Origin of the sequence: Paenibacillus pasadenensis (genome assembly GCF_002864175.1) — a bacterium.
GTDB lineage: Bacteria > Bacillota > Bacilli > Paenibacillales > Paenibacillaceae > Paenibacillus_O > Paenibacillus_O pasadenensis.
Genome location: NZ_NFEZ01000001.1, coordinates 655902 through 680370 on the forward strand (window position 1 = coordinate 655902; position 24469 = coordinate 680370).

The following is a 24469-nucleotide window of genomic DNA, read 5'->3' on the forward strand; positions in this document are numbered from 1 at the left end:
GGATGGGATGAATGACCATACAGGATCTGATCGAGACGCTCGCGCAGCAGAGCGGCCTGTACCGCGAGCTGCTGGAGCTGGCCATCGCCAAGACGCCGGTGCTGGTAAAAGGGGACGTCGACGCCCTCAGCGCCCTCCTGATGAAGGAGCGCAAGCTGGCAAGACGCGCCGAGGAGCTCGAAGTGCGCCGGCAGATGCTGGTCAACATCCATTTCTCCAAGCTCCAGCTGCGCCTTCGCAGCGGCAAGCTCAGCGACCTCATCCGCACGGTCAACTCGCCGGAGGAGAAGCAGCGGCTGTCCGAGCTTCAGCAGGAGCTGACTCAGCTTCTCGAGGACGTCCGGCAGCGCAACGAGCACAACCTTGCCCTCACGAAGCAGTCGCTGGAGTTCATTGATTTCTCGCTGGAGCTAACGGCGGATGCTCCCTATGACGATTACACCTATGTGCACCCGCAGCTGCATCCGGCCGGAGCCGTCAAGGCGGGCATGTTCGACAGAAAAGGCTAGAGGAGGACCGCCCCCATGGCATCCACGTTTCACGGCATCGAAACCGCCAAGCGGAGTCTGTTTACCCAGCAGACGGCATTGAACACCGTCGGCCATAATATTTCCAACGCGAATACCGCCGGCTACACCCGGCAGCGCGTCAGCATGAGCGCCGCGACGCCGATGGAGCCGTACGGCTTCTCCCACTCGACGGCAGCAGGCCAGCTCGGCTCAGGCGTGGAGGCGTCCTCCATCAACCGCATCCGTACCGCGTTCCTCGACGACCAGTACCGGAGCGAGAGCAAGTACCAGGGCAGCTGGCAGATCCAAGCCGAGACGCTCGACAAGCTCGAGAAGGTCATCAACGAGCCTTCCGATACGGGCATCCGCACCCTGATGGAGAAATTCTGGTCGTCCTGGTCCGATCTGAGCAAGGATCCGGAGAACATCACCAATCGCCAGATCGTCCGGCAGACGGCGGTCGCCCTGACGGACTCCTTCAACCAGCTTAGCCGCCAGCTGACCGATCTCGATGCCGACCTGACCGGCAGCGCCGACACCAAGGCGACGCAGGCCAGCTCGCTGCTCAGCTCGATCGCCGATCTCAACGGCCAGATCAAGCGCATGGAAGGGCTGGGCGACAACGCCAACGACTTGCGCGACCGTCGCGACCTGCTGACGGACGAGCTGTCCAAGCTCGTCAACGTTACCGTGACGGAGACGGACGACGGCTACGTCATCAACATGGGCAACATGAGCCTCGTCGACGGGACGGCTGCCGAGACGCTGACCGGGGCGGCGCTCGAGGCCGCCTATCAAGGAGGCGATCTGAGCGGGGGAGAGATCCACGGCACCTTCAAGTCGCGCGACACGAACGTCCGCGGACTGCTCTCCAAGCTCGATCAGCTGGCCAATACGCTGGCGAACGGCGAATTCCAGGTGACGGTGCCGAAAGGCTCCGTGCTGCCGGGCACGACGGTGCCGCTGGCCGCGGATACGGTCATGACCGTGCAAGGCATCAACGGCCTTCATAAGCTCGGCTATACGCTGCAGCAGCCGGCGACAGCCGGTCTCGACTTCTTCACCTTCGACGCCGCAGGCGGCGCTGCGGGCATTACGGCCGGCAGCATCCGGCTCAACCCGGCGATCAGCGCCGATTCCAACCTGATCGCCAGCTCCATGCGCACGACGACCGACGCCGCCGGCGTCTCGACCGTCGTCAAGGGCAACAATACGCTCGCGCTGCTCCTGGGCGAAGCCAAGGACAAAGCGTTCACGATGGATCTGACCTCCACCGGAGGGGCCGTATCCTCGGCTACGATCGGCAGCTATTACAACGCGATCGTCGGTCAGGTCGGCGTCCAGTCCCAGGAGGCCAAGCGCCAGTACGCCAATGCCACCGCGATGGTGGACCAGGCAAACAGCAGCCGCCAGTCCGTCAGCGGCGTCTCCACGGACGAGGAGATGTCCGACATGATCAAATTCCAAAATGCCTACAACGCCGCGGCCCGGTTCATGACGACGATGGACGAGCTGCTGGAGAAGCTGATCAACGGAACCGGCCAAGTCGGCCGCTAACCGCGCAAGGGAGATGAACTAGATGGCTCTTCGCGTCACCCAGGGCATGATGCACGCCCAGCTGATGAGCAACCTCAATACGAACCTGAACCGGATGTCGACCCAGCAGGACCAGATCGCGACCGGACGCAAGATCAACAAGGCGTCCGACGATCCGGTCGGCATCACCTACGGCCTCCGCTACCGTTCGGATCTATCCGCCAATACGCAGTACCAGAGCAACGTCGCCTCGGCGCAGTCGTGGCTTGATTTCAACGACAGCCAGCTGAATCAGGCGGGAGAGATCCTGCAGCGGCTCACGACGCTTGCCACCCAGGGCTCGACAGGCACGAATACCCAGAGCTCCCTTGATGCCATCAACAAAGAGATCGGCGAGCTGAAAAACCAGATGCTCGACATCGCCAACAGCAGCTTCAACGGCAAGTATGTCTTTGCCGGGCAGATGTTCGACCGGAAGCCGTTCGACACCGGAGCCGCCGGCTTCGACGCCAAGGCGGTCGCCGCGGATGCCTCCGACGTCACTTACGCCATCAGCGAATCGATTACGATGAACGTCAATCTCCATGCATCCTCCATATTCGGCGAGGCGGATGCCGCAGGAACGACGGACAACGTCTTCTCCATCTTCGATCGGCTGTCCACGGCGCTGTCCACGGCCAACTACTCCGGCGTCGGAGCGGAGCTGGAGAGCATCAAGAGCCGGCTAAACAAGGTCATTTCCGCCCGCGCGGAGAACGGAGCGCGTACGAACCGCACCGAGCTGATGGGCAACCGTCTGACCGACCTGAACGTGAGCCTGACGGCGCTGCAGTCCAAGACGGAGGATGCCGATGTCGAGAAGCTGTTCCTGGACTCCACCGTCAGCCAAAACATCTACCAGGCTTCGCTGTCGGTCGGCGCCAAGATCATCCAGCCTTCGCTCGTCAATTTTCTGAACTAGCATGAGGCTGCCGCAGCTCCAGATCGAGTCGCAGCCGATCCGCCTGGACATCCAGTCCCGCAAAGCCCAGGTCGACATCCGGCAGCCGCGCGCGGAGGTGAGCGTGCAGACGACGCGCCCGTCGCTCGACGTCCAGCCTCATCGGCCGGTGCTGCAGATCGACCAGACGGCCACATGGAACGCCATCAACGGCGGCAAGCCGGAGGCGTTCACGCAGCGGATCTATTCGGATACGCCAGCCGTCATGCAGCAGCATGCCGCCCGCACGATTCAAAAGTGGCGGCAGATCGCCGATCTGCAGGCCAAGAGCGACCCGCTTCCCGACGTCGCGCTTTCCGAAGCGTTCCGCGAGCGGGCTCCACGGCAGGTATTCGGACCGGCGTCGCTGTTCAACACCCGGATCAGCGTCGAGGTCCGCAAGCCGGATATCAGCCTGACTCCGGGCGATGTCGACATCCAGGTGCAGACGCATCGGCCGCAGGTCGATTATGCGCGAGGCTCGGTGCAGTATACCGTCACGCAGTACCCCAAGGTCATCGTCACGCCTCCGCCGCTGGTTGAATTGCAGGCATGATCGCCTGCCCGCGTGAAGCCGACGTTGCACCCTCTAGGAAAAGAGCGATAAAATCGGATCAACGATTTTGTTGCTCTTTCTTTTTTGTCCCGCCCTTGATGAATTCAATAGGAGAGTGGAATCTTATGATCATTGAAACGGCCCGCTTCGGTCCGCTTGACGTTCGCGACAAGGAAATCTACACGTTTCCGTCGGGAATCCCCGGCTTTCCGGAATGCAAGCGGTACGCGCTCATTCCGGTCGAGGAAAGCCCGCTGTTCCACCTTCAATCGCTGGAGGAGGGAGGACTCGCTTTTGTCGCGGCCGATCCGTTCTCCTTTTATCCGGACTATGAGTTCAAGCTGCCCGAGCAGGCGGAAAAGGAGCTGGACCTGCGGCAGATCGAGGACGTGCGGGTGCTCAACATCGTCAGCATCCAAGGGGATCTTGCAGGCGCGACGCTCAACCTGATCGCTCCGATCGTTTTCAACGTGCGCACAGGGGAAGCGGCTCAAGTCATTCTGGAAGGAACCTCTTATGCGACCCGCCATGGCTTGATGCAGCCTTCCCTTTCCGCCGGAAAGGAGGAATCCTGATGCTTGTGCTCGGACGTCGCAAGGGCGAATCGATCCTTATCGGGCCGGATATCGAGCTGACCGTGCTGGAGGTCGGCAGCGACGGCATCAAGCTCGGCATCTCCGCTCCTCGGGATGTCACCATTCTGCGCAAGGAGCTGTACCAGGAGATCGCCGATACGAACCGCGGCGCGGTCCAGCAGGCCGTCTCCATCGCTGACCTGAGAAATCAATTCCAATCGCTAAATTTACCGAAATCGCTATAAACAAAAGCCGAAATCCTCCCGATATATAGGTTAGATCAGCTAAGGGCGGCCGACCTGCAGCTGATTTACCACAAGGAAGTGGGCTAACACTCAAATTCAGGGAGGAACTCAATCATGATTATCAACCACAACATTTCCGCCGTAAATACGCACCGTAACATGGGCCTGAACCAAACGGCTTCCAGCAAGAACATGGAAAAGCTGTCCTCCGGCCTGCGCATCAACCGCGCTGCTGACGACGCTGCCGGCCTGTCCATCTCCGAGAACATGCGCGGCCAGATCCGCGGCCTGGAGCAAGCTCAGCGCAACACGCAAGATGGCATCTCCTTCGTCCAAACGGCTGAGGGCGCTCTGAACGAAGTTTCCGCCATGCTGACGCGCATGAAAGAGCTGAACATCCAGAAGTCCAACGGAACCTACCAGGACTCCGATAAGAGCAACATCGGCGAGGAACTGACGGCTCTCTCCTCCCAAATCAGCAACATCCTCACGAATACGACGTTCAACGGCAAGAGCATCACGACCGGCGCGGGCATCGTGACGGACGACAAAGGCACGCTGATTACGATCGGTTCTATTACGACGACTTCTTTCGGGGCTTTGACCTCGGCTGCTACGTTGACCAGCATCAACGACGCCATCTCGGCTGTTGCTACCGAGCGCGGCAAGCTGGGTGCAGTTCAAAACCGTCTGGAGTACACTTCCAACAACTTGGGCACGACCACGGAAAACCTTACGGCTTCCGAGTCGCGCATTCGTGACACCGACATGGCGAAGGAAATGGTTCAACTCACGAAGAACAATATCCTTCTGCAAGCTTCGCAATCGATGCTGGCGCAAGCGAACTCCGCTCCGCAAGGCGTTCTGTCCCTGCTTCGCTAAGAGTAGAAGCTCCGTCTGTAGAGACCTTAGACTCGCTCTAAGGTCTCTTTTCCTTACCATTAAGGGCATAGCCCAAGCAAAGAATAAACTGCGCATTCCTCTTCTGCTTGCCGCGTTGAATGAAACGCAATCATCGTGAAGTGCAAATCAATTCGGCAAGGAGCAAGAGGAATAGAAATAGCAAATAGCCCGACTGCTAGCCTCGACGAACATCCCTGAGGTCTCAAAAGCCGTCTCGCTTCATGCGCCGCAAGTCGTCGTTCATGAAACGCCATTCTAGGTCAGAGAACCTGTTTCTGTGGACAAAGATAATCGCTAGGTCCCATGAAATGCAATTCGAATAGTCCGATGATTTAATTGTATATGAAGTGCCTTTTGACAATGAAATACGGGGCTATAAAATGAGCGAGGCGTTGTTAATGCTAGCTTCAGCTATTATGTTGACGAAAAGAACAACCGATACATTCTTATACGAGTCCTTTAAAGGAGCAAAAGCCATGTCCATGAACGTATCCGCCTATCCGTCCATGAACAACAGCATGATGCAGTCATCCGTGACGACAGCTTCGGCGCCGTCCAGAGAAGGAATTGACAAGTCGATGGTCATCAATACGACTGATGCGCTTCGGCTTGCCGAACTGCGGGGAATCAAGCCTACCGTCTCGGACGAGCAGAAGATTAAAGCGGTTGATCGAGCCATCAAAGCCATGGAAGGCCCTCATACAAAAGTAGAGTTCTCTGTCCACAAAGAAACAAATGCTATTATGATTAAAGTCTTAAACAAGGATACAAACGAACTTATACGCGAGGTTCCCCCAGAAAAAACGCTGGATGTAGCGGCAAAATTAATGGAAATCGCGGGTCTGCTCGTCGATACCCGGATTTAGAAAGGGGCAGAATCATGGCAGGGGTACGCATTTCGGGCTTCAGCTCAGGTCTTGATATTGATGCCATCGTCAAGCAGCTGATGAAGGCGGAACGAACCAAGCTGGACAAGCTTAAGCAGAATCAGACCAGCCTGACCTGGCAGCAAGATCAGTTCAGGGAAATCAGCACATCGCTCGTTGATTTCCGTAACAACAAACTATCTCAATACAATACGCTGAATTCCATGAGCGCCAAAACTTCGCAGGTATCCGGAAATGCGGCAGCCGTATCCATTACTTCAACCAACAGCGGCGCATCCGGGTCCATAAGCGTGTCGGTCAACAACCTTGCGACATCGGCGACCTATCTAGGACAGACAGGGGCATCGGCTGTTACGCCGGCCACGACCATGGCTGACTTGCACAAGACGGGAGCGACACCCAAAAGCACCGCCGTTGAAATTGGCAATGGGGCAATCAACCGATCTTTTGCATTCTCCGAATCGGATCTGGTCAGCGACGTGCTGGCTAGAATTAACGCCGACAAAGAGTTGAACGTTACTGCCATGGTGGGGTCCAACGGACAGATATCCTTCCGCAGCAATTCAACCGGAGCGGGAGCCATCACGGTCAAAGCCGATTCCATCATCGTTGACGACGCGACTGTCAAGCCTGTTAAAGTTGCGGGCAAGGATGCTTCCTACACGGTCAATGGAATCGTACAAACATCTAAGACAAATACAATCAGCGTCAACGGCTACAATCTGCTTTTGAAAGCCGAATCAGGAATGAACGGAGAAAGCACCATCTCCTCGCGAGTCGACACGGATGCGATCGTCTCGACTCTTAAATCATTTATTGCCGACTACAACGCCATCCTTGATAAGGTAAACGGCAAGCTGAACGAGCAGCGATACCGCAACTTCTCTCCGCTTACCGAGGAACAAAAAGCGGACATGAAGGAAAGCGAGATTACGCTGTGGGAGACCAAGGCCAAAAGCGGCTTGCTTAAAGGTGATTCCGCCTTGAGCTCGCTCGTCTCGGGCATGAGGACTTCACTCAGCTCGACGGTCGATACGGGATCCGGCTCTCCAATCTTGACGGGGCAGTCCATCGGCATCGTGACTGGCCAATGGAGCGAACACGGCAAGCTCTATATCGAGGACGAGAACAAGCTGCGTTCCATGATCGAGAGCAACCCCGACGAAGTCATCGCTCTGTTCATGGCTAAGCCGAGTACGGCTCCATCTACGCCTGGTACTGGAATCGCCACCAATAAGGACTACGGCATATTTCAACGTCTGAGCACGACGCTGATGGATGCATTGACGGCATTATCGGACAAAGCAGGAACATCCGCCTACAGCTCCGATAAAAACTCGACCTTTAAAAGCAATTCCGTTCTAGGCGAGCAGCTTCGAGCTCTGGATACGAAAATTTCGGATATGAACAGTTATCTGGTCCGCAAGGAAAACCAGTATTATAAGCAGTTCACGGCCATGGAAACCGCGATGAACCGCTACAGTTCCCAGTCCTCGTCCTTCTCCAGCTTTGTATAAGGAGTGATTTGGCTTGCTTTATTCTCCCTACCAGACCTACCAGCAGCGATCCGCCGAGACAGCCACGCCGATCCAACTGGTACTCATGCTTTATGATGGCGCCATTCGCTTTACCAGACAAGGCATGGAAGCTACCGCCATCCACAATTACGAACAAGCGAATCTCGGCTACTGCAAGGCCGAGGCCATCGTCAACGAGCTGATGGCGTCGCTTAATTTTTCTTATCCGATTTCCAAAGACCTGGTTCGGATTTATGAATACGTGCTTCATCAGCTCATACAAGCCAACGTGTATAAAAAGACTGATCCTGCGGAAGAAGCACTCCATCACCTTATGGAGCTCAGGGATGCATGGAAGCAGATCGCTTCCCCCTCTTCCATTCAAAAGCAGGCATGAACGAATCAGTATCCTTGACGTTCGAGCTGAAGCGGCTCGCAACGGCGACGGATTCCCTTCTCTCACGAGCTTCAGTGGCGGATTATGAGGAATTTGTCAACTTAATCGATCTGCGCGAGGCGACGCTGCGACGCCTCCAAGAAGGGGGTGAAGCGAGCGATGAAGATTGTGCCCTCATACGAGGATTGCAAGCTCATGATCAGCTCCTGCTTCACCATATGAGCCGGCTCAAAACAGAAGCCGCAGAAACGCTGCTTCGCATACAGCAATCCAGACAAGGCCGGAATGCTTATGAAGGTTACGGGGCCCAGAGCTTCTTTATCGACAAGAAGAATTAGCTAGAACCAAAAAAACGAGACGGATCCGGGGACAGTTCGGATTCGTCTCGTTTTTTTGGTTCAGACGGGGTAGATTCTTTGCTCGGCTTAATTAAGCCAGAATTTTTTGGAACGGAGGCATTTTACGGGCTGCCGGCATTTGCCGAAGCAGCTTCTGCTGTATTTCGCGGTACTTTTCGTCCTTGGCGCTAGCTTGCAAATATTGGACGTACAGGTAGATGGAGTCGGGAGATTTTTCTATGGCAGCTTCCAGAAAAGCTAGACCCTCTGCAAGGAAGCCTTTCTGAAGATGGTAAAGCGCAAGATGCTCCAGGTTTTTGGCGGATAGAGCTGCGCCTTGATCCAGCATCAAGGAATAATAATCCAAGGCGATGCCGGTTTGATGTTGCGCAAACATGAAATCAGCAATCTCGCTTAAAACAAAATCATGCGCGTAACGCTGAATGAGAGCGTCGAAGCACTCATAGCGATGGTACTCGTAGCAAAGGCTCAGGACAGCCAAGGCTAGATGTCCATGTTCCGGAGCCAGTTCTTCGGGAGCGAGGCGGCCGTTCAGCATCGACTCGAGAAAGGAAAGCTTGTCCAGCGAATCTTCATCTGTGGCTTGATTCAGCTTCCAAGGAATTTCAAACTCCCAGCTAATGGATGCCAGTAAATGCAGCATGGCGGTCCGTTCATTCGGGAGCACTCCGTTCAAGCGGTCAATTACGTTTCGATAACCTTCCTCATCCTCAATTAGGAAGCAATAGTCGAGCTGATCCTCTGAGCTGAGCATGAGCGGATCGCTGAGATGCTCAAAAAAATAGCGGCATAGTTCGGTCTGCTTGTTCGAGAGAGAGGCTCGGAATAAAATATATTGATGCTTGGCATGGTTCGGATCATATAGCTTAGCCAAGAAAGCCGCAATTTGTACGGGTTTTTCCTCTCGTGCGAGGATAATGAGCAAGGAACGAAGCGCATTGTAATCGTGAATGTCCTGAACAAGCAGCTGCGTCAAGTAATAGATGGCATCAGGCCAGCTTTTTTTCCATTCATAGATGGAATATAGTTTGCGCATCGGAATGGTCGATGCGTATTCCGCGCTTTCAAGATAAAAGCGATGGGACTGTTCAGATTTTGCTGATGCTGTTGAAATCGCTTCTTTGTAGGAGTCGGCAGCATCTTCAATAAACCCTAAATGATGGAAGATGGCTGCTTTGAAAAACATATACTCCGGATATTCTTTCCAGAGGGAGAGACGCTCCTCAAGCAGCGCCCAAGCATCCGTAAGCCTTTCCATCTGCAAATAAGCATGGACGAGCGAGATGACGCAATGCGGATACCAGGATGAGTTCAAAGCGTTTTTTTGCTTTTTTAATGAGCGCTCGTAATAATAGATAGCTTTCACAAAATTCTTTGCGACAGCGGCTTCATTTCCGAGCGTGTAGTAGTCATACGCAGAAAATCCGGACTGCTGCTTCAGTTCCTTGAACAGTCCGGCGTTGCGTTGAAGCTTATCCTTTTCCTTTACCACTTCTTGCAAGTAACCGGTATGGAAGATGGATACGGGCGCCAAAGCGGAAAGCAGCTCGCCATGAGGGGAATACAGCTGCTCATGAATGGGCCGTTCATACTGAATGCCGAAGCCGTTCGGGAAAAGCCTCGGGATTTCACCGCTTGTCAAAACAGATTTCTCTTTGGATTTTCCGACAAAGTTGATGACGTTGATGGCATAAACAACAGTGGGAGAAGGCTCAGCTTGTTCCAGAAAGGATCGAAGCTTTGCCGCATCGCCTGGCGCAAAATATTCATCCGCATCCAGAAAAAGAATCCATCTTCCATTCGCCCGGCGAATAGCTTCGTTGCGGGCTCTAGAAAAATCATTGACCCAGACGAAGTCGTGCACATGATCTGTATAAGAAAGAGCCAACTGCTTGGTTCGGTCGATTGAACCTGTATCAATGACAATGATCTCATCGACAACCTCTTTCAAACTGTCGAGGCAACGCTCGATGACCAGCTCTTCATTTTTGACAATCATGCAAAGGGATATGAGCATATCAAGTCTCCTAAAGGCGTGTTGGTTTATTTATTTATCGGATATCAATTGCCTTTTCGATAGCTCGATAAAAATTGGAATTATCTTTTCACCAGATAATGCCGATATATACTTATCACAACAGCCTGTCTGGGGGACGGAATTCATGAGCTGCAAAACGAGCATAGTCATCCTTACATATAACCAGCTGGACTACACCAAGCTTTGTTTGGAGAGCATACGAGCCTATACGCCATCGGAGTCTTATGAACTCATTGTCGTTGATAATGCTTCGACGGACGGGACCCGGGAATGGCTCCAACAGCAGCAGGACCTCAAGCTGCTTCTGAATAATGACAATGTCGGGTTTCCAAAAGGATGCAATCAAGGCATAGAAATGTCGGAATCCGATACGGACATCCTTCTGTTGAATAATGATACCATCGTGACGGAAGGGTGGCTTGAGCGGCTGCAGAAGCAGCTCCATTCCATTCCAGAGATCGGAGCCGTAGGGCCGATTACAAACAATGCGGCCTATTATCAGACGGTTCCTGTTCCGTATCAAACGCTTGATGAGATGCAGGCCTTTTCTGGAGAGCTCGCACTGAAAAACGAGCGTGCAGAACGGCGGCTCAAGCTGATTGGCTTCTGTATGCTCATCAAGCGCAAGGCACTGCTCGAAACGGGACTGTTGGATGAGCAATTCAGTCCTGGCAATTATGAGGATGACGATTACTCGATGAGGCTGACGATGAGCGGGTATCAGCTTTGGCTATGCCGAAACACCTTTATCCACCACTTCGGAGGGACATCGTTCGGGCAGAAGCCGCAAGCCTATTACGATTTAATGAAAAGGAACGAAAAGATGTTTGAGGAAAAGTGGGGATTTAATCCGGCTTATTCCTGCTACATCCGTCACGAGATTATTTCGGCCATACAAGCTCATCCTGAGGCCCGAATTCGAGTGTTAGAGGTGGGTTGTGCTTGCGGAGGCACGCTGCTGAATATCAAGCATCTATACAAGAACGTCGAGCTTCATGGGATTGAGCTCAACGAGCATTCCGCAAAAATTGCCGCTACGTTCGCACAAGTCAGGGCAGATAATATCGAACAGCAGATGAGCTATGACGAAGGCTATTTCGATTACATCATCTTTGCTGATGTTCTGGAACACTTAATTAATCCGTGGCTGGTCGTACGCAATATGAAGAGGTATTTGAAGCCGAGAGGGCAGATGCTGGTCAGCTTGCCGAACGTCATGCACATTTCAATCCTGCAGGATTTGTTAAACGGCAAGTGGGAGTATGCAGATGCCGGCTTGCTGGACCGCACTCACATGAGGTTTTTCACCAAGCAGCAGCTGGTCGAGATGTTCAACGATGCTGGATTCAGCCAGGTTGACCTAGGCTCCTCCCGCATTCCTTTGAGCATAGAGCAGCAAGGCTTGCTGGATCGCTTGAGCACGCTGTCCCGTCTATCGGATTTCTCCGACCAAGCGTCCACTTATCAATACATTGCTCGACTGCGTCAGCAGGATCCCGTCCAAGAAGTGGACCTACTCACACAGCTGCTTGCGGTTCAAGGCAGTTCGGAAGCTACCGTACAGGAACTGGCTTTTCTCGTAAAAGACGATTCCGAGTTGTTTCAATATGCCATAGCCTCGCTGAGCAATTACGGCAAAGCTATAATTCCAATCTTGAATTCCCTTTGCGATACGTTCATAGAATGGAATGAGCTCGAGAAAGTGATTCCCTTGCTTCAACAAGCTCTTTTACTGGATCCGGAGCATCAATTAACTATATTTAATTTAGGCGCTTTTTTGTACCATCTCGGAGAGCATCGGTTGGCTTTGACCTATCTCAACCAGCTTAAGCATCGAGATGAGGCGATAGAGTCCCTTATTCAAGATGCGGAGCAACGTTTGATTGTTGGCTGAACTTATCCGAAACCATAAAATTCATATAGAAAGGGGCTTCGTCTTCAAGACGAAGCCCCTTATCATTTAGTTGGAGAGATATGCTTTCCAAGCGGAGAATTGTTCCGAAACCATAGCAAGGAAAAAAGCTTCATCGGTCTCCATATCAATGGCTACTGCCAGATCAAGCAGCGAATGGGTGAGGTCGTTTGCTCGATTTTTCAAGTCTAGATCGTGAAACAAGGAACGTGACATCGATAGATGCCGTTCCATTTCTCGCGCGGCATAGATAGCGTCGCTGAGAAGGGGCTGATAGTCACTAGATCGTTCGGAACAGAATGGAGCGGCAAAGAGAGCCTGCATGTGCTGTTCCAATTCATTCTGCAACAGGTTTAATGCATGAATATGAGGAGGGGCAGAGAAATTAGGATAAGCAAGGTGCTTCGTGTACGACCATACAAATCTCTCGTCTCCCAGCTGGAAGACTTCGCAGGTTCCATCGCGTTCTAATTCCTCTAAATCAATGGAACAGCGCCCCGAACCGAAGGCTGTCATCTGACCGCCTGGACGAAGCAGACGTTTGCAGGATGCAATCAGGTTGCCTTCGCCGCTGAGCTGCGATAATTCCATATCGATGAGAATAAACGAGAAAGTTTGTTCGGACAACAGGGCTAGATCATGCAATTCCTGTCCCCGGATGAAGGCACCAGCAGCTGTCGCCGATGCGGTAGAAGACGGCAGACAAAAAGTGACATAACGATGCTGAGCATCAAAGCTATGAAGGATGCTGGAGAAGAAGGACAGATTCGTTCCGGATTCTACATTTAGAACGGCGATCGGGTCTGGCGATGCAGACAGCTGTCGATACATGCAGCCTATCAAGAGTACCATTTGAGCCTGGAAAGCTTCCGGTACTTTCAGACCATAGATAGAGTTGATGATCGCTAGAAAGTTCTCTGCCTGTCGCTGAACGGTAATGGCGCACCAGTTGTGAAGAGGATCAAGGAAACGATGGATCAGCCGATTCTCAAACCACAGCTCGCAGTTCTTGAGTTCGAATGTCTCTCCATAAAAACGGAGTCTTTTAATCTCTTTGATGGTAAACGGCCCCTTTGGAGATCGTCAGCAGAAGGTTCATCTTACGAACGATTTTTTTATAATCAAAGTAGCGTTCCTGATAGCGCTGGATATCCGCGCAGCCTGCGGAAAGGCATTGCTCGTCCCGACAGACATCCAGCATCGCGAGGGCGAGTTCGGCAGCGTTTCCGATCTCGAAGCTTCTTCCGCAAGTTCCTTTATTCGTAGCCTCGTCGACAGCATCAATTTCGCTGCAGAGCACATAGCACCCGTTGCGGGCGGCCTCTGCCCACACATTCGGCGTACCGCCTTCCATCACGGAGGAGATGACGAACACTTTGGCTCGCGTGTATTCCGCCTCAAGAATGGTTTTATCTAGAATCTTTCCTGTAAAGACGACCCGCTCGCGGAGCTCGGGATGCAATTCAAAGTACCGCTCTCGATAAGGTTCGAAAGAAGCCTCCCAGCTTCCGACCAGCCGGAGATTCCAGTCGGGCAGCAGATGGGCGGTCTGAGCGAAGGCTTCCAACAGGAGAGGAGTCGCTTTCTGAGCGGTTCCTAGCCGCCCAACTGTCAGAATGACGTTCTCCTTGTCTTGAAAACGGATTTTCCGAGAAGAGGAAGAATCGGCTTTAAAAGAGCCGTTAGGAACATAGTCAATGATATAGGGCCATTTTTTTGACAAGTATCGTTTTAATTTCATGGATTCTACGGTGATCAAGTCACAACGGTTGAAAAATGCCTGATGATCCGGTTGGTGGAAAGGAATCTGGTCCATCCAAGTGGAATTGGCATCCAGTTTCAGAATAACTTTGCCGTCAGGACGAAGTTTCTTGTACTGTTCGATCATGCTGAAGTAAGAGGTATACGGGCCGAAGCAAAAAAAGAAGTCGATTTTATGGGCATGGGCCGAGATGTAGTTGATGCAAGCGGCAACCCACTCTTCCAGCTCGTATGAATTGTTGTAATCCCCTGATTGGCCAATAAAATCAATTTTCAGGCCAGGCAGCAGCTCATGGTAGATTAATTCTTCTCCAGGCGCAGTAACGATGACAGCTTCCCAGCCGAGCTCAGTGTGGAAAGTGTAGGGAATAAGACAACAGTCCTTCATGAGATGCTCGTTCGTATAGGAGACATGAGGGCAAAAATTATAGATGCCTAGAGTCACGGGGGCGTTTCCCTCCAATTCTAAAACCGGTATTGGTCAAGCCATTCCGATTGTAAAGGATCTTCAACTAGCTATCGACAAAACGCTGCTAATAATTAATGTTCTTCTATGGTTTGTTCAGCATGTCCCTAACAATCAAAACATGACAGGATTTTACTCAATGCGACATAAGAAACGATGATCAATCAGGAGGGGGATGAATCCGCTTCCATGTCATGTTGACAACTGTTTGATCCCGGTGCTATAGTCAAAATGTGGGCCATGCACCTGTCGGCGTCTCACAGCATTTGAAGATGAAGGGAATGTTCTGAATGCAAGGTAAAGTGAAATGGTTCAACGCAGAAAAAGGCTACGGCTTCATTGAGACGGAGCAAGGCGGCGACGTATTCGTACACTTCTCCGCTATTCAATCCGAGGGCTTCAAAACCCTGGAAGAAGGCCAATCCGTCGAGTTCGACATCGTAGAAGGCGCTCGCGGTCCACAAGCAGCCAACGTCGTCAAACTGTAATCATCCGGCCGCTCGGCCGCGCATAGATGATTCGACTGACCAAACCCTTACGGGGTCCTGCGAAGGACCTCTTTTTTTGCGTCTTCGCCTGCTCGCCGACAGACTGCTCCGAGCCGCCTCGAAGCGGCATGTCAGGCGACGAGGCGTGACGAAGCGCACATCCGGCGCCAAGGCGACAAGAAGAAGCCGCTTGCTGTCTCTATTAATCTGAAAATTCGAAATACACAAATTAGTCTTTTGATTCGAAAACGCTCTCCGTGGTATACTAAGACCATGTAAAGGAGGAGTGCTTCATGAAATACAACATTCGAGGTCAGAACATTCCTGTGACGGATGCCATGAGGGATTACGTCGAGAAGAAGTTGAACCGACTGGATAAGTATTTTGATGCCCCCCCTGCCGCTGATACCAGCGTGACGATGACCGTCCACAAAGGACGCCACGGCATCGAGGTGACGATCCCGCTCCCGGGCGTGCTCCTGAGAGCCGAGGAGAAGAGTCCCGACATGTACGCTTCGGTCGATGCCGTCGTCGACAAGCTGGAACGTCAGATCCGGAAGCATAAGACCAAAGTCAACCGGAAATTCCGCCAGGCCGAGAGCATCAAGACGCTGTTCCGCGAGGACGACACCGCCTCTGTCGCCGTGCAGGATCCCGAAGAGGACCTTGAAGTGGTACGGATGAAGCGCTTCAAGCTCAAGCCGATGGATGTGGAGGAAGCGATCCTCCAGATGGACATGGTCGGCCACAGCTTCTTTGTCTTCCATAATATCGAGACCAAGGAAGTCAACGTCGTCTACCGACGCGACGACGGCCGCTACGGCCTGATCGAGCAGGAGTAGCGGCCGTGCGCCGCACGCCCGACAGCTTGCGATCTGCAGCGCCCTCTCCCTTTCCGGGAGAGGGCTTTTTAATAGGTAAGGAAAGCCGCGGAAAGGCGCTGAGGCGGCGTCCGCCGCCGGCGCTGCTCGTCGGGACAACACTTTCCCGACGGACAACGTATATAATGCTGGAAAAGCCCCCGGTCTGATTGCGGGAGCATCGGACAACTGTTAAAATTAAGGCAAAGTGGTCTCACGAAAGGGGAAAACCATGCTCGGACTGGTGAAGAAGATATTCGGCGATGCGAATGAGCGGGAAGTCAAGCGGCTCATGCGCAACGTCGAAGTCATAAATGAAATGGAGCCGCAGTTCGTCGCTCTCACGGATGAGCAGCTGTCGGCCAAGACGCAGGAGTTCCGCGACCGTCTCGAGAAGGGCGAAGAGCTGGACGACCTGCTGCCGGAGGCGTACGCGACGGTGCGCGAGGCAGGCAAGCGCGTGCTGGGCATGCGCCATTTCGACGTGCAGCTGATCGGAGGCATGGCGCTGCATGAGGGCAAGATCGCCGAGATGAAGACGGGCGAGGGCAAGACGCTTGTCGGCACGCTTCCGGTCTATCTGAACGCCCTGCTCGGCAAAGGCGTGCACGTGGTTACGGTCAACGACTACCTGGCCCAGCGCGACAGCAGCATCATGCGTCCTCTTTATGAATTCCTCGGCATGACGGTCGGCTGCAACCTGAACTCGCTCTCCCACGAGCAAAAGCAGGAAGCCTACGCCTGCGACATTACGTACGGCACCAACAACGAGTTCGGCTTCGACTACCTGCGCGACAACATGGTCCTCTACAAAGAGCAGATGGTGCAGAAGCCGCTCCATTTCGCCATCATCGACGAAGTGGACTCCATCCTGATCGACGAGGCCCGTACGCCGCTCATCATCTCCGGCCAGGCCGCCAAGTCGACCGAGCTGTACCACGCGGCGGACAAGTTCGTCTCCCGCCTCAAGCTCGAGGAGGACTACACGGTCGACATCAAGCTGCGCAGCGTGACGATGACCGAGTCGGGCGTGGAGAAGGCGGAGCGCGCATTCGGCATCGAGAACCTGTTCGATCACGCCAACGTCACGCTTAACCACCATATCCAGCAGGCGCTCAAGGCCCGCGCGATCATGAAGCGCGACGTCGACTATGTCGTCCAGGACGACGAGGTGCTGATCGTCGACGAGTTCACCGGCCGCATCATGTCGGGACGCCGCTATAGCGACGGCCTGCACCAGGCCATCGAGGCAAAGGAAAACCTGAAGGTGCAGAACGAGAGCATGACGCTCGCGACGATCACCTTCCAGAACTACTTCCGCATGTACCGCAAGCTCGCCGGCATGACCGGTACGGCCAAGACGGAGGAAGAAGAGTTCAAGAAGATCTACGGCCTCGAGGTGCTGCAGGTGCCGACGAACCGGACGATGATCCGCCAGGATACGCAGGACGTCGTCTACAAGACCGAGAACGGCAAGTTCAAGGCCGTCGTCGAAGAGATCGTCGAGCGCCACAAGAAGAACCAGCCGGTGCTCGTCGGCACCGTGTCGATCGAGAACTCCGAAAAGCTCTCCGAGCTGCTCAAGAAGCGCGGCATCCAGCACAAGGTGCTGAACGCCAAGTACCATGCCGAGGAAGCCGAGATCATCTCGCGCGCCGGACAGGCCGGCTCTGTGACGATCGCCACCAACATGGCGGGCCGCGGCACCGACATCCTGCTCGGCGAAGGCGTGCATGATGTCGGCGGACTGCATATCATCGGCACCGAGCGCCACGAGAGCCGCCGCATCGACAACCAGCTGCGCGGCCGTGCCGGCCGTCAGGGCGACCCGGGCTCGTCCCAGTTCTACCTGTCGCTCGAGGACGAGCTGATGCGCCGCTTCGGCGCGGAGAACATCATGGGCATGATGGAGAAGCTCGGCTTCGAGGAAGACCAGCCGATCGAGAGCCGCCTCATCACCAAGGCGATCGAGTCCGCGCAGAAGCGCGTCGAGGGCAACAACTTCGACACGCGCAAAGTCGTCCTGCAATACGACGACGTCATGAACCAACAGCGCGAAATCATCTACAAGCAGCGCCGCGAGGTGCTGTTCAGCGAGAACATCCGCTCTATCGTCATGGAGATGATCCAGCCGGTCATCCAGCGCATCGTCGACGCGCATTGCCCGAAGGAGCAGGTGCCGGAGGAGTGGGATCTGCAGGCGGTCGTCGACTACGTGCACGGCAACCTGCTGCCCGAGGGCTCCGTCTCCAAGGAAGACCTGTGGGGCAAGGAGCCGGAAGAGATGGCCGAGTTCCTGTTCGACAAAGTCACGGCTCTGTATGACGAGCGCGAGGCGGCGATGGGCGAGGAGACGATGCGCGAGTTCGAGAAGGTCGTCGTGCTGCGCGCCGTCGACAGCAAGTGGATGGACCACATCGACGCGATGGACCAGCTTCGCCAAGGCATCCACCTGCGCGCCTACGGCGGCACGGATCCGCTTCGCGAGTACCAGTTCGAGGGCTTCGAGATGTTCCGCGAGATGATCGAGACGATCCAGGAGGAAGTCTCGCGCTACATCATGAAGGCTCAGGTCGAGCAGAACCTCGAGCGGCAAGAGGTCGCCAAAGGCCAGGTCGAAGTCGGCGGCAGCAGCGAAGGGCGCGAGGCGCGTCCGGCCAAGCGCGAGGAGCGCGTCGGCCGCAACGATCCTTGCCCTTGCGGCAGCGGCAAGAAGTACAAGCTTTGCCACGGCAAATAAGCATTCCATAGCATGAAGGGCCGGGAGAGAGGCGCTCGCCTGCTTGACCGGCTTGCTTCATGAATTCATGAAAATTTGAGGTGAAGCATTGTCATGATCGACGTAACGGTAAAGCAAGACCTGCGCGAGGCGGCAAAGCGGCTCCAAGATCTCAGGGGGTCTCTTTGACTTAGATCTCAAGCAGGAGATCATAGCCAATTTCGAAGAGAAGATGACGGCGCCGGATTTCTGGGACGACAACGAGAAGGCCCAAAAGGTCATCGCGGAGCTGAATGCCGTGAAGTCCGTCGTCGAGCAGTATGAAAAGCTGAGCACGCAGCGCGAGGATCTCGACACCTTGCTGGAGCTCGCCGCCGAGGAGGACGACGGTTCCCTCGACAGCGAGCTGACGGAAGGGGTCGCCGACCTGATGGGCAAGATCGGCGATTTTGAGCTGACGCTGCTGCTCAACCAGCCCTACGACAAGCTGGACGCGATCCTGGAGCTGCATCCGGGCGCCGGCGGCACGGAGTCGCAGGACTGGGGCCAGATGCTGTACCGGATGTACACGCGCTGGGCGGAGAAGCACGGCTACAAGGTCGAGGTGCTCGACTATCTGCCGGGCGACGAGGCCGGCATCAAGAGCGTCACGATCAGCATCAAGGGACATAACGCCTACGGCTACCTCAAGGCGGAGAAAGGCGTGCATCGCCTCGTGCGGATCTCGCCGTTCGACGCTTCCGGCCGCCGGCACACGTCGTTCGTCTCCTGCGACATCATGCCGGAGATCGACGACGACATCGAGATCGAGATCCGTCCGGAGGACCTCAAGGTCGACACGTACCGCTCCAGCGGCGCGGGCGGCCAGCACGTCAACAAGACGGAGTCGGCGATCCGGATCACGCATATGCCGACCGGCATCGTCGTCGCTTGCCAGACGGAGCGCTCGCAGATCCAGAACCGCGACCGCGCGATGAAGATGCTCCGTTCCAAGCTGTACGAGCGCAAGATCGAGGAGCAGCAGAAGCATCTGGCCGAGATCCGCGGCGAGCAGTCCGACATCGCCTGGGGCAGCCAGATCCGCTCCTACGTGTTCCACCCGTACAGCATGGTCAAGGACCATCGCACGTCGGTGGAGACAGGCAACGTCGGCGCGGTCATGGACGGCGACCTGGACGCGTTCATCAACGGCTACCTGCGCCATCAGATCAAGCAAAAGCCCGAAGAGGCGTAAGCCCGGTTCGGCACGCTCGAATAAAAGAAGAAAAGAGTTCCGACACTTGATTCAAGTGGGGAACTCTTTTTCGCGCGGAAGGAAAAGGTGGTGCGCGGTACCGCGGCAGAGCGGCGGGCGCCTGGACCAAAGGAAGGGGAACATAGCAGTGGATGAGCAGAAACGCGGCGGAGAACCGGCCAGCGGCAGCAACAATCCGGACGATCAGCGTCCGGAGCATCAAGAGGGATCCCGGCCGCAGAGCCGTACGGGGGCGACGTCGGTCGTGGCGGAGCCGATTGAGGACGAGCGGCTTCCGCCGTTCGGAGCGGAAGCGGAAGCGGAAGGGAGAACGGCTGCTAGCGGCGTGGCGGAAGGCGGAGGGAGAACGGCTGCTAGCGGCGTGGCGGAAGGCGGAGGGAGAACGGCCGCTAGCGGCGTGGCGGAAGGCGGAGGGAGAACGGCCGCTAGCGGCGTGGCGGAAGGCGGAGGAAGAACGGCTGCAAGCGGCGTCGCGAAATACGGAGCGAGAGCGGCTGCAAACGGCGTCGCGAACCGCACCGGTCCGGAAGCCGCTGCCATCCGTCCGCGGACGCGCAAGCCGCGCAAGGCGAAAAAGCCGCTGCTCGACCAGAGGGTATCGAACCTGCTGTCGCTGCTTGCGGGAGCGCTCGTCATCGCGGCGAGCTTCAACTGCTTCCTGCTGCCGAACGGCATCGCTTCGGGCGGCATCAGCGGCATATCGGTGCTGCTGCAGCATCTGTACGGCTTCACGCCGGCGTATGTCCAATGGGCGCTCAACATCCCGCTGTTCCTGGCCGGCATGGCGCTGCTCGGACGCCGGTTCGCGCTGCAGACGATCGTCGGCTCCGCGGTGCTGCCGCTGTTCGTCCTGCTGACCGCCCATTGGGGTGCGCCGACAGAAAATCCGCTGCTCGCTTCGATCTACGGCGGCATCGGCGTCGGCCTTGGCCTTGGCCTCGTCTTCCGCGGCCGCGGCTCGACGGGCGGCACCGACCTGGCGGCGCAGATCCTGCACCGCTACACGGGCTTGCCGCTCGGACTGTCCGTCGCCTGCATGGACGGCCTCGTCATCGCGGCGGCCGGCGTCTTCCTTTCGCCGGAAAAGGCGCTCTACGCGCTCATCGGCCTGTTCGTGACGAGCAAGACGATCGACATCGTGCAGACGGGCCTCGCCCTGTCCAAGGTGGCGTTCATCATCAGCGCGCGCTCGGAGGAGCTGGCGGATGCGGTGCTGCATGACCTGGACCGAGGGCTGACGCGCCTTGACGCCCATGGCGGCTTCACCGGCGACGCCCGCACCGTGCTGATGGTCGTCGTCAGCCAGAACGAGGTGCCGGAGCTCAAGCGGCTCGTGCAGCAGGTCGATCCGAACGCCTTCGTCATCATCAGCCATACGGCCGAGGTCATCGGCCAAGGCTTCAAGCTGGAGGGCTGACGCTTTCCAGGCCCAGCGCCGTCCGATCGTGGAAGGGCTCCTGCCGGAGCCCCTATCCGATCCGGACGGCTTTTTGCGTTCCGCCTTTTGTCCTCCGGGTTTTAAGAAAGACATAAGAACTTTCAACCCGATTCCTTAAGCAGCTCGAGCGACAATGAGGGAAAGCCGCAGCGCCGGAGCGCTGCGGAGAGCGGAAAGGAGCGCAAGGGCGAATGAAGAGGTCTTCAAGCGGAATTCAGGGGGAAGCAGGGACAAGGAAGGCGCTGCATGCGCTGCTGCTGGCGCTGGCGATCGGACTTGGCGCATGGCTGCGGGTGGACTTTCTCGTATCGGTCAGCCACCACGTCACGCATGATACGAAGAACTACGACATCATGGTCCGGCAGCTGCTGGAGCAGGGCGTCTACGGGTATAAAAGCATCGAGCCGAACGCGCAGGTGACGCCGGGCTACCCGCTGTTCATGGCGGCGATGTACGAGCTGGCCGGCTACGAGACGCGGGATCCGTATCCGCTCATCCGCTTCGTGCAGGCAGGCATCGCTACGGCGATGCTGGGGCTCGTCTATGCGCTTGGCCGGCTCGTCGCCGGACGCTGGACCGCGCTCGCGGCGGCGCTCATGGCGGCGGTTTATCCGCCGTTCGTCTGGGCGTCCGGAGGCGTGCTGACGGAAACGCTGGCCGCCTTTCTGCTGATGGCCTACGTCTGCCTGCAGCTGCTGGCGCTGCGCCGGGGCGGCCGCTGGCTGCATCTGCTGGCCGGAGCCGTGCTCGGCCTGACCGTGCTGACGCGGGCCGAGTTCCTGCCGCTGATCGCGCTCGCCTATGCGGCGCAGTGGCTATGGACGCGCGATTGGCGCGCGACGGCGCGGCAGCTTGCCCTCGGCGCCTGCGGCCTGGCGATTATGCTGTCTCCGTGGGTCGTCCGCAACGCGGTCACGCTCGGCGAGCTGATCGTGACGTCGACGCAGCAGAATCCTTTCGCCGCGGGAACGTATCCGGACAAGAACTATGCCGACGGCCTCGTGGACCGAGCCGGCAAGTCGCAGCTCGAGGTCGCGCGGGAACGGCTGCGCGTCGGCTTCTCGGAGCATACGGGCGAGTTCGTCCGCTGGTACACGATCGGCAAGCTGGACTACACCTACAGCCGGATGTTCTACGGAGCCGGCCATGAGCCTCATTATCCGGTTCTGCCGGTGCCTTGGGAGCTGCGCAACGCCTATCACCGGCTGATCGTCGGAGCGGGCGTGGCCGCGCTTGTCGCCATGCTCCGCCGCTGGCGGCATCCGGCGCTGCTGCCGGCGGCGATCGTGCTCGCCATGTCGGCGCTGCGGCTGCTGTTCGTGCCGGAGTACCGCTACAATTTCACCGTCATGCCGCTGTTCATCGTGCTCGACGCGGCCGCGGCCGGACTTGCATGGAGCTGGTGGAAAGGACGGAGAGCGGCGCGCGAGCCGCGCCCGGACCGGTCCAAGCTGAAGGAGGTGCAGGAAGGATGAGCCTAGCCCAGCCATCGCATCGGCGGGACGTGCTGGCGATCGTGCCGGCCTACAACGAGGCGGCGTCGATCCGCAGCACGATCCGGAGCATCCGCGAGCATGCGCCGTTCGCCGACATCGTCGTCGTGAACGACGGCTCGACGGACCCTACCGCGCGCCTGGCCCGCTCCTGCGGCGTGCCGGTGCTCGACTTGAGCTGCAATCTCGGCATCGGCGGCGCGGTGCAGGCCGGATACCGCTTCGCGGTCGAGCAAGGGTACGGCTGCGCGGTGCAGATCGATGCGGACGGCCAGCATGATCCGCGCGAGCTCGGCCGGATGCTGGAGGCGATGCAGCGGCATGAGGCGGACATGGTCGTCGGCTCGCGCTTTTTGGAAAAGCAGGGCTTCCAGTCGTCGTTCGCCCGCAAGCGGGGCATCAAGCTGCTGGCCGCGCTCGTCTCGGCGCTCACCGGCCGGCGCGTGACCGATCCGACATCGGGCTACCGGCTGTGCAGCCGCAAGGCCGCCGAGCTGTTCGCCGCCGACTATCCGACGGACTACCCCGAGGTGGAAGCGATCATCCAGCTCGACAACCACCGCGGCCGCTTCATCGAGCTGCCGGTCGTCATGCGCGAGCGGCAGGGCGGCGTATCGAGCATCTCGCCCGGCAAGGCCGGGTATTACATGGCCAAGGTCGTGCTGGCCGTGCTGATCGCTAAGACGAAAAAGAAGCATAAGGAGTGGAGCTTCGGCTATGAAAGCTGAATTTTATGGCGTGAGCTTCGCGCTCAGCCTGGCGTTTTTCTTCTGGATCCTGCATCTGGTCCGCAGCCGGCGGCTGCGGGAGCAGTACGCGCTGCTCTGGCTGCTGCTTGCGGCCGGCATGACGGCGCTGTCGCTCGCGCCGGAGGTGCTGGATCGCCTCGCCCTGCTGCTCGGCGTCGCCTATGCGCCGTCTCTGCTCTCCTTCATCGGCCTGCTGAGCGTGCTGGCGCTGCTGCTGCGGCAGACGCTCGCCGTCTCGGAGCTGTCGCTCAAGCTCGTGCGGCTGACCCAGTCGGAGGCGCTGCAGCAGGAGCGGCTGAGGCGTCTGGAGCAGCGGGTGGAGGCGATGCCGCAGGAGGCGCGCTCCTGATGGCCTACGCGCTGCTGCTCGGCAACATCTTATGCCTCGTCGCCGGCCAGATGGCATGGAAGCTCGGCCTTGATCGCCTCGGAGGCCTCGGCTTCGGCAATTGGCTGCAGGCGCTGCTCTCGCCGCTCATCCTGGCCGGAATCGGCCTTTACGGCATCGCCACGGTGCTTTGGCTGGCCGTGCTGTCGCGGCTGCCGCTGAGCGCGGCCTATCCGCTGCAAAGCCTGGCCTACGTGCTGGGCCTCGTGCTCGCGTGGCAGCTGTTCGGCGAGGCGATTCCCTTGAACCGCTGGATCGGCTGCGCGGTCATCGTGGCGGGCGCGCTCATCGTCAGCTGGAAGTGAACCGACGCAACGCAAGGACGAAGCGGAGCCCGGCGCTCGGGCTTCGTCTTTTTGCCGTTGTCCGCTTCGGCTCGATTCCTTCCGGCTGCCGCTCGGCATGGAAGGGAAATCCAGTCGGGAGGACGAATAACCCA

At 56.9% G+C, this 24469-nt stretch carries 24 protein-coding genes; 21 read left to right on the forward strand and 3 right to left on the reverse strand.

Features of this window, described 5'->3' with window-relative positions; all coding sequences use genetic code 11:
• The first annotated feature begins 11 nt into the window (after window positions 1-11).
• The 11 genes from B8V81_RS02835 to fliT all read left to right on the forward strand — a co-directional run bounded on the left by B8V81_RS02835 (window position 12) and on the right by fliT (window position 8442).
• Complete coding sequence (locus tag B8V81_RS02835; RefSeq protein ID WP_101807638.1) at window positions 12-509, forward strand: flagellar protein FlgN; 498 nt, start codon at window positions 12-14, stop codon at window positions 507-509.
• Between the two features lie 15 nt (window positions 510-524).
• Window positions 525-2066, forward strand: a complete 1542-nt coding sequence (flgK, locus tag B8V81_RS02840) for a flagellar hook-associated protein FlgK (RefSeq protein ID WP_101807639.1) — start codon at window positions 525-527, stop codon at window positions 2064-2066.
• A gap of 22 nt (window positions 2067-2088) precedes the next feature.
• Window positions 2089-3006: a flagellar hook-associated protein FlgL gene (gene flgL / locus B8V81_RS02845; protein ID WP_101807640.1), complete on the forward strand. Its 918-nt coding sequence runs from the start codon at window positions 2089-2091 to the stop codon at window positions 3004-3006.
• Between the two features lies 1 nt (window position 3007).
• The gene (locus B8V81_RS02850; protein WP_101807641.1) at window positions 3008-3580 is read left to right on the forward strand and encodes a DUF6470 family protein; all 573 of its coding nucleotides are present in this window, start codon (window positions 3008-3010) and stop codon (window positions 3578-3580) included.
• A 125-nt stretch (window positions 3581-3705) separates the two neighbouring features.
• The gene (gene fliW, locus B8V81_RS02855) at window positions 3706-4155 is read left to right on the forward strand and encodes a flagellar assembly protein FliW (RefSeq protein WP_180968362.1); all 450 of its coding nucleotides are present in this window, start codon (window positions 3706-3708) and stop codon (window positions 4153-4155) included.
• On the forward strand, window positions 4155-4400 hold the full coding sequence (gene csrA / locus B8V81_RS02860) for a carbon storage regulator CsrA (protein ID WP_028599008.1): 246 nt from the start codon (window positions 4155-4157) through the stop codon (window positions 4398-4400). The genes fliW and csrA overlap by 1 nt, the downstream gene beginning before the upstream one ends.
• Before the next feature lie 114 nt (window positions 4401-4514).
• Window positions 4515-5282 carry a flagellin N-terminal helical domain-containing protein gene (locus B8V81_RS02865; protein WP_028599009.1) on the forward strand — a complete coding sequence of 256 codons (768 nt, stop codon included), beginning with the start codon at window positions 4515-4517 and terminating at the stop codon, window positions 5280-5282.
• A gap of 497 nt (window positions 5283-5779) precedes the next feature.
• Window positions 5780-6169 (forward strand): flagellar protein FlaG, encoded by a 390-nt coding sequence (locus B8V81_RS02870; protein ID WP_028599010.1) that lies wholly within the window; start codon window positions 5780-5782, stop codon window positions 6167-6169.
• A gap of 14 nt (window positions 6170-6183) precedes the next feature.
• Window positions 6184-7707 carry a flagellar filament capping protein FliD gene (gene fliD, locus B8V81_RS02875; RefSeq protein WP_043111320.1) on the forward strand — a complete coding sequence of 508 codons (1524 nt, stop codon included), beginning with the start codon at window positions 6184-6186 and terminating at the stop codon, window positions 7705-7707.
• Between the two features lie 13 nt (window positions 7708-7720).
• On the forward strand, window positions 7721-8104 hold the full coding sequence (fliS, locus tag B8V81_RS02880; RefSeq protein WP_028599012.1) for a flagellar export chaperone FliS: 384 nt from the start codon (window positions 7721-7723) through the stop codon (window positions 8102-8104).
• Window positions 8059-8442: a flagellar protein FliT gene (fliT, locus tag B8V81_RS24680; RefSeq protein ID WP_127464451.1), complete on the forward strand. Its 384-nt coding sequence runs from the start codon at window positions 8059-8061 to the stop codon at window positions 8440-8442. The genes fliS and fliT overlap by 46 nt, the downstream gene beginning before the upstream one ends.
• Before the next feature lie 91 nt (window positions 8443-8533).
• Here fliT and B8V81_RS02885 read toward each other — a convergent pair whose 3' ends face one another.
• Complete coding sequence (locus B8V81_RS02885) at window positions 8534-10480, reverse strand: tetratricopeptide repeat-containing glycosyltransferase family 2 protein (RefSeq protein WP_028599013.1); 1947 nt, start codon at window positions 10478-10480, stop codon at window positions 8534-8536.
• A 145-nt stretch (window positions 10481-10625) separates the two neighbouring features.
• On the opposite strand from B8V81_RS02885, the gene B8V81_RS02890 reads away from it, so the two are divergent.
• Window positions 10626-12395 (forward strand): methyltransferase domain-containing protein, encoded by a 1770-nt coding sequence (locus B8V81_RS02890; RefSeq protein ID WP_084137316.1) that lies wholly within the window; start codon window positions 10626-10628, stop codon window positions 12393-12395.
• Window positions 12396-12461: 66 nt separating this feature from the next.
• On the opposite strand, the gene B8V81_RS24685 is transcribed toward B8V81_RS02890, so the two are convergent.
• Together B8V81_RS24685 and B8V81_RS02895 are read right to left on the reverse strand one after the other, a co-directional pair.
• A complete protein-coding gene (locus B8V81_RS24685) occupies window positions 12462-13244 on the reverse strand; it encodes a hypothetical protein (protein ID WP_127464452.1) in 783 nt (260 codons plus the stop codon).
• A gap of 214 nt (window positions 13245-13458) precedes the next feature.
• The gene (locus B8V81_RS02895) at window positions 13459-14619 is read right to left on the reverse strand and encodes a glycosyltransferase family 4 protein (protein WP_127464453.1); all 1161 of its coding nucleotides are present in this window, start codon (window positions 14617-14619) and stop codon (window positions 13459-13461) included.
• Window positions 14620-14930: 311 nt separating this feature from the next.
• Between B8V81_RS02895 and B8V81_RS02900 the strand changes: the two genes are divergently transcribed.
• From B8V81_RS02900 to B8V81_RS02940, 9 genes are all read left to right on the forward strand, one after another.
• Window positions 14931-15128 carry a cold-shock protein gene (locus tag B8V81_RS02900; protein ID WP_028599014.1) on the forward strand — a complete coding sequence of 66 codons (198 nt, stop codon included), beginning with the start codon at window positions 14931-14933 and terminating at the stop codon, window positions 15126-15128.
• A gap of 293 nt (window positions 15129-15421) precedes the next feature.
• Window positions 15422-15970 (forward strand): ribosome hibernation-promoting factor, HPF/YfiA family, encoded by a 549-nt coding sequence (gene hpf, locus B8V81_RS02905; protein ID WP_028599015.1) that lies wholly within the window; start codon window positions 15422-15424, stop codon window positions 15968-15970.
• A gap of 250 nt (window positions 15971-16220) precedes the next feature.
• Entirely contained in the window at window positions 16221-18728 is a 2508-nt protein-coding gene (secA, locus tag B8V81_RS02910) for a preprotein translocase subunit SecA (protein ID WP_101807643.1), read from the forward strand.
• A gap of 93 nt (window positions 18729-18821) precedes the next feature.
• A protein-coding gene (prfB, locus tag B8V81_RS02915) for a peptide chain release factor 2 (protein WP_101807644.1) occupies window positions 18822-19941 on the forward strand; the annotation gives its coding sequence in 2 pieces (ribosomal slippage) (window positions 18822-18893 and window positions 18895-19941; 1119 coding nt in all).
• Window positions 19942-20542: 601 nt separating this feature from the next.
• On the forward strand, window positions 20543-21379 hold the full coding sequence (locus tag B8V81_RS02920) for a YitT family protein (protein ID WP_052333274.1): 837 nt from the start codon (window positions 20543-20545) through the stop codon (window positions 21377-21379).
• Window positions 21380-21591: 212 nt separating this feature from the next.
• The gene (locus B8V81_RS02925) at window positions 21592-22875 is read left to right on the forward strand and encodes an ArnT family glycosyltransferase (protein ID WP_101807645.1); all 1284 of its coding nucleotides are present in this window, start codon (window positions 21592-21594) and stop codon (window positions 22873-22875) included.
• The gene (locus tag B8V81_RS02930; RefSeq protein ID WP_101807646.1) at window positions 22872-23621 is read left to right on the forward strand and encodes a glycosyltransferase family 2 protein; all 750 of its coding nucleotides are present in this window, start codon (window positions 22872-22874) and stop codon (window positions 23619-23621) included. The genes B8V81_RS02925 and B8V81_RS02930 overlap by 4 nt, the downstream gene beginning before the upstream one ends.
• Entirely contained in the window at window positions 23611-23991 is a 381-nt protein-coding gene (locus B8V81_RS02935; protein ID WP_101807647.1) for a DUF2304 domain-containing protein, read from the forward strand. Before B8V81_RS02930 ends, B8V81_RS02935 begins: the two co-directional genes overlap by 11 nt.
• Window positions 23991-24335, forward strand: a complete 345-nt coding sequence (locus B8V81_RS02940; protein ID WP_101807648.1) for an EamA family transporter — start codon at window positions 23991-23993, stop codon at window positions 24333-24335. Before B8V81_RS02935 ends, B8V81_RS02940 begins: the two co-directional genes overlap by 1 nt.
• Window positions 24336-24469: the final 134 nt, after the last annotated feature.

Excerpts from the sequence above, each read along its gene's own strand:
- B8V81_RS02835 (WP_101807638.1), top strand. The coding sequence starts at position 12 with ATGACCATACAGGATCTGATCGAGACGCTCGCGCAGCAGAGCGGCCTG.
- flgK (WP_101807639.1), top strand. The coding sequence starts at position 525 with ATGGCATCCACGTTTCACGGCATCGAAACCGCCAAGCGGAGTCTGTTT.
- flgL (WP_101807640.1), top strand. The coding sequence starts at position 2,089 with ATGGCTCTTCGCGTCACCCAGGGCATGATGCACGCCCAGCTGATGAGC.
- B8V81_RS02850 (WP_101807641.1), top strand. The coding sequence starts at position 3,008 with ATGAGGCTGCCGCAGCTCCAGATCGAGTCGCAGCCGATCCGCCTGGAC.
- fliW (WP_180968362.1), top strand. The coding sequence starts at position 3,706 with ATGATCATTGAAACGGCCCGCTTCGGTCCGCTTGACGTTCGCGACAAG.
- csrA (WP_028599008.1), top strand. The coding sequence starts at position 4,155 with ATGCTTGTGCTCGGACGTCGCAAGGGCGAATCGATCCTTATCGGGCCG.
- B8V81_RS02865 (WP_028599009.1), top strand. The coding sequence starts at position 4,515 with ATGATTATCAACCACAACATTTCCGCCGTAAATACGCACCGTAACATG.
- B8V81_RS02870 (WP_028599010.1), top strand. The coding sequence starts at position 5,780 with ATGTCCATGAACGTATCCGCCTATCCGTCCATGAACAACAGCATGATG.
- fliD (WP_043111320.1), top strand. The coding sequence starts at position 6,184 with ATGGCAGGGGTACGCATTTCGGGCTTCAGCTCAGGTCTTGATATTGAT.
- fliT (WP_127464451.1), top strand. The coding sequence starts at position 8,059 with ATGGAAGCAGATCGCTTCCCCCTCTTCCATTCAAAAGCAGGCATGAAC.
- B8V81_RS02885 (WP_028599013.1), bottom strand. The coding sequence starts at position 10,480 with ATGCTCATATCCCTTTGCATGATTGTCAAAAATGAAGAGCTGGTCATC.
- B8V81_RS02890 (WP_084137316.1), top strand. The coding sequence starts at position 10,626 with ATGAGCTGCAAAACGAGCATAGTCATCCTTACATATAACCAGCTGGAC.
- B8V81_RS24685 (WP_127464452.1), bottom strand. The coding sequence starts at position 13,244 with ATGTATCGACAGCTGTCTGCATCGCCAGACCCGATCGCCGTTCTAAAT.
- B8V81_RS02900 (WP_028599014.1), top strand. The coding sequence starts at position 14,931 with ATGCAAGGTAAAGTGAAATGGTTCAACGCAGAAAAAGGCTACGGCTTC.
- hpf (WP_028599015.1), top strand. The coding sequence starts at position 15,422 with ATGAAATACAACATTCGAGGTCAGAACATTCCTGTGACGGATGCCATG.
- secA (WP_101807643.1), top strand. The coding sequence starts at position 16,221 with ATGCTCGGACTGGTGAAGAAGATATTCGGCGATGCGAATGAGCGGGAA.
- B8V81_RS02925 (WP_101807645.1), top strand. The coding sequence starts at position 21,592 with ATGAAGAGGTCTTCAAGCGGAATTCAGGGGGAAGCAGGGACAAGGAAG.
- B8V81_RS02930 (WP_101807646.1), top strand. The coding sequence starts at position 22,872 with ATGAGCCTAGCCCAGCCATCGCATCGGCGGGACGTGCTGGCGATCGTG.
- B8V81_RS02935 (WP_101807647.1), top strand. The coding sequence starts at position 23,611 with ATGAAAGCTGAATTTTATGGCGTGAGCTTCGCGCTCAGCCTGGCGTTT.
- B8V81_RS02940 (WP_101807648.1), top strand. The coding sequence starts at position 23,991 with ATGGCCTACGCGCTGCTGCTCGGCAACATCTTATGCCTCGTCGCCGGC.